Below are 4,227 nucleotides of genomic sequence, written 5' to 3' on the forward strand. Positions count from 1 at the left end.
CGGCAATGGTTGGGATGGGCATGCGAGGGCCGAGCCAAGGTCACATGCCGTGGGATGGGCATGCGAGGGCCGAGCCAAGGTCACATGCCGTGGTCGACGAACCTAGCCTCGCCCGAGCAACGGGCAAGGCCAGAGAGTTTGTTGCCAATTAGCCAGCCCGGTCGTTCCAAAGCGTACGTCGTTAGCCGCACGGACAACCGTGTCTTTGTCAAGATTAGGCGAACCACCAACGATCCGCGAGCTTGTACCCGTCCATGTCCCAGTTCACGGCGACAGGACCGTGCGCAAGCTTGTCGCTCTTGGCCAGTATGTCGGCCGCAAACACCGGGATGCACTGGCCCCCGTTCCCGCTCACGATTCGCTGCATCTCCACATACATGTCTCGGCGTTTCGTCTGGTCCAGCTCAGCACGTGCTTCCAGCAAAAGCTTGTCGAACCGCTCATTGGCCCAGAAGGCGTCATTGTAGGATGCGGCACTGTAGTAGCCTTCGGTAAAAATCCAGTCGGCGGTGGGTCGTCCGCTCCAGTAGGACATGACCCAAGGTTTGACACGCCAGACATTGCTCCAGTAGCCATCGCTTGGTTGACGTACGACTTCGATCTCGATGCCCGCGGCGCGCGCACTTTCCTGGACGAGAACGGCCGCATCCACGGCGCCTGTAAAAGCTCCTTCGGAGGTGTTGAGCTGAACCTTCAGGCTGCCGAGACCGGCTTTCTTGAGATGGAATTTCGCCTTGTCAGGATCGTAAGCGCGTTGTGGCAGTTCCGCTGGGGTGGCAAAGTCGTGAAGGCTGTTCGGAACAGGGTGGTCGTTGCCCAGATAGCCGAACCCATAAAGAACTCGGTCCAGCAGAAGCTGACGATCCATTGCGTATTTGATCGCCTCGCGAACATCGTTGTCCTTGAAGGGCGCCGTATCACAGCGCATCGGCAGCGTGTAGTGCWWGTAGCCATTCTGGACCACCAGTTCGATGCCAYCAACTSCGSCCAGCAATCCGGCCGTGGAGCGGTCGACCGCGTTCATTACGTCAATGTCCCCGGTCCGAAGGGCCGAAGTGCGGGCATTGATGTCCTCAATCACCAGGGTTTCGACCTCGTCAAAATTGCCGTGGCCTGCCTTCCAATAATTGGGATTGCGCTTCGCAATCGACCGGACGCCATGCCGCCACTCCTGCAGGATGTAGCCGCCCGTTCCGTTACCCTTGTCGAAGTCGGTATCGCCATTCTGGACTATCTGCAGGCGAGGATCGGACAGCAGGACCGGGAAATCGGCGTTGCCCGAAGAAAGAGTGATGATGACGGCGTCCTGACCGTCTTTCGCGATCTCCGAAATGCCACTTAGCACAGAATTGAGCGCAGACGGCGAGCCTTTGCGTAGGTGCAAGCCGAACGAGTAGATAATATCGTCGGCGTCCAGTGTCTTGCCGCTGTGAAACTCGACCCCTTTGCGCAGTTTGAGGCGCCACCGATCGGCAGCAGGCYGCACCGCCTCCCAAGACTCGGCTAGTTCCGGCTGAAGCTGTCCCGAGCCATCGATTTCCAGCAATCCGTTGCGAGCCTGACCAATCAGCGCGCCAACCATCGCACCCGTGATCGCAGTCGGATCCAGGGAATCGGTCGAGGATCCGCCGGAAACGGCCAGACGAAGTCGCCCACCGGGTTTTGGCTCTTGTGCCCGCGCCAATCTGGCGGGCAAAAAGAGCCCGGCAGCCGTTGCGGCAGCGCCGGCAAGCACATCACGGCGATTTGGTCCTGCAGGCCTAAACGGTGAATGCGACTCCATATCAGTTTTTCCTAAATTAGAGGACGTAATCTTGCACGGCTGCGTAGCGGAAGGCTCAGCTGGCAAACCTTCTCTTTGCGAAGCGGGACGCGTCGCAGTCCAGAGGGTTGGTCAACTGGTCAAGTAGTTTCGTGAGACCGCGTGAGTCCAGTGAGTCGAAGGTCAACGCCTGCCGATGAAGTTCCTCCGCCCGGTCACTCGTGAGTAAGCCGGCGGTGAAGGTGTCATACTTGCCCCTGAGCTCGTTGTCCGTCAGGGGGTTGTCGGTATCACCCTTCGGGCTGCGCGGTGCCGACTGGAGAGTACGGCCATCCTTCAGATGCAGGACGACATCGGCCCACCTCTTCCCGACACTGATCCGCGTATAGTGCTCCGTCTCGACCAGCTCGGTCGCCTGCGCAATACGGTTGATTTCCACATCCTCAAGGATTGCGGGCGCAAGTTCCTCGGGCCCGATTTTCCCGCGCGCAATCATGATCGCGACCGGAAAGACGATCGAGTAGGTCATTTCATCGAGCGTTGAAGGATTATGGCCAGCCAGGCGGACGGCATAGTGGAAGGTATTGATACGCACCTTTACGACATCCTGGCTACGAACGCCGTGCGCGACCATTAGTTCTTGCACTGCATCGATCGCTGGATGAGCCCAGCGACAGACCGGGTACAGCTTGTAGTGGGTGTCTTCGACAATCCGCCATGACTTGCCGAGGTCACTCCACCAGGCATCAACTGCGTCCCCTTCTATGGTCACAGCTGGTGCGCCGGTAAATCCCAGCTCCGCCAAGTAGGCCGCCATAACGCCAGAGGGCGCCCCCCACCCCACGCCATCCCTCAGCATCGTCGGATGGTCGATGCAGCGCATCATCTGGCTCCGCGGACCATGGTATTCAGCAATTCCGGCAGCGTGACGGATTCGGTCGACATCCAGCTTCAGCAAGCGCCCCGCGCCCACTGCGACGCCGATAGCGGTCCACGCGCCTGAGGTATGATAGTCCGAAGCGGTACCGTGCAGTGCAAGGCCAGCCCGATAGGAAATCTCGTAAGCCGTGGCGAGTGCAGTCATCAGGTCGCTTCCTGTAACCGACTGGCCACCGGCTTGGAGCGAATCCGCAACTGCAAGAAGCGACGGAAAAACAGCCGATCCGGCGTGCCCCTTGCATGGGCTCGACCCATCGTGACCGTCGATTGAATCAACCGTAAATGCTCCGGCGAACRCTGCGCCTGCTGGGCTCACCGGACGGCCGTCGAACAGCAGGCGAGCCGCCCCTGACTGCGGAGCGGCGCGCCACAAACGGTCAGCGACATCCTTGGTGATCTGCGCAATCTCTGTCGTTGACCCCACTGTGGCCACACCTATTGTGTCGGCAAAACTGCGTCGCAGTACGGTCCGGACATCCTCCGGAATATCGTAATAGTTCAACGCGACAGCGAACTCGGCAAAGTGCCCCACGCGGATACCTCCACAGCTGCCTCGGAAGCGGCAGGCGCCGAGGGATTGACGTCAGGATAAGAATCCATCGGCAGACCTCGCAATTGAATTGAATTGGTTGGCTGAGATTTTTTTTCAGAGGCGTCGTCACAGCTTCGCCAACGACAAAGGATCCAGCTGCAAAGGAGTCGATGGCCACAGTAGCCGAGGCCGCCGGCGATCCCATGCTGGGATTAGATCGCTTTTAAGACAAGGCATCCTCCGATAGGAGCGGCACTATTGATATAGGCCCTGTTCCGACCGACGTTTTGACATTGTCGGTTTCGAGCGATACCCATTCCACCTGTCCAACAGTGAGATGACGAAGGGGCGTCAGAGATGTGGTTGGAAGCTTCAGGCTGACGGTTGCTGTTCTAAAGCATTTCGTGCGCCGGGTTCTCTGAGCGTTCGCATTGAGAGAGCATTCATGGATCCGGAAGATTTCGCCATAGGACCGCACTGTCCCGGAAGACCATTCGCAACCAAATGGCCTCCGATCGAAGGTCCTTCGGTCCAAGGGTCTGGAGCGGCCCAGCAAGCTTCACCCTTGCGCGGACCGAATTGTTGGCAACGGATGAAGGCCGCCTACGCGTCGGCCTGGGCGCTCGATCTCATGGCAGGGCAGCGCTGTTAGCATTGGCCGCGATTTAGTGACGCCAGCAGCCGGGGGAAGGAAAGGCTCGCCGGATAGTTGGCCGAAACCGTGGCAACCACCCGCAGCGAACCGCATCAAACGCACGAGGCCATCGTTTCGAGGTCTTTGCCGGCGGCAATGGTTGGGATGGGCATGCGAGGGCCGAGCCAAGGTCACATGCCGTGGTCGACGAACCTAGCCTCGCCCGAGCAACGGGCAAGGCCAGAGAGTTTGTTGCCAATTAGCCAGCCCGGTCGTTCCAAAGCGTACGTCGTTAGCCGCACGGACAACCGTGTCTTTGTCAAGATTAGGCGAACCACCAACGATCCGCGAGCTTGTACC

The 4,227-nt window shown here is 59.2% G+C and carries 2 protein-coding genes; both read right to left on the minus strand.

From position 1 onward, the window contains the following. Positions 1-214 precede the first annotated feature (214 nt). Entirely contained in the window at positions 215-1,783 is a 1,569-nt protein-coding gene (locus AC1D0N_RS31770) for an ABC transporter substrate-binding protein (RefSeq protein WP_477250566.1), read from the minus strand. A gap of 55 nt (positions 1,784-1,838) precedes the next feature. After that, positions 1,839-3,233 carry an MmgE/PrpD family protein gene (locus AC1D0N_RS31775; protein WP_477250567.1) on the minus strand — a complete coding sequence of 465 codons (1,395 nt, stop codon included), beginning with the start codon at positions 3,231-3,233 and terminating at the stop codon, positions 1,839-1,841. Between the last annotated feature and the right edge of the window lie 994 nt (positions 3,234-4,227).

It is taken from the genome of Mesorhizobium sp. P2_E10 (genome assembly GCF_056404235.1).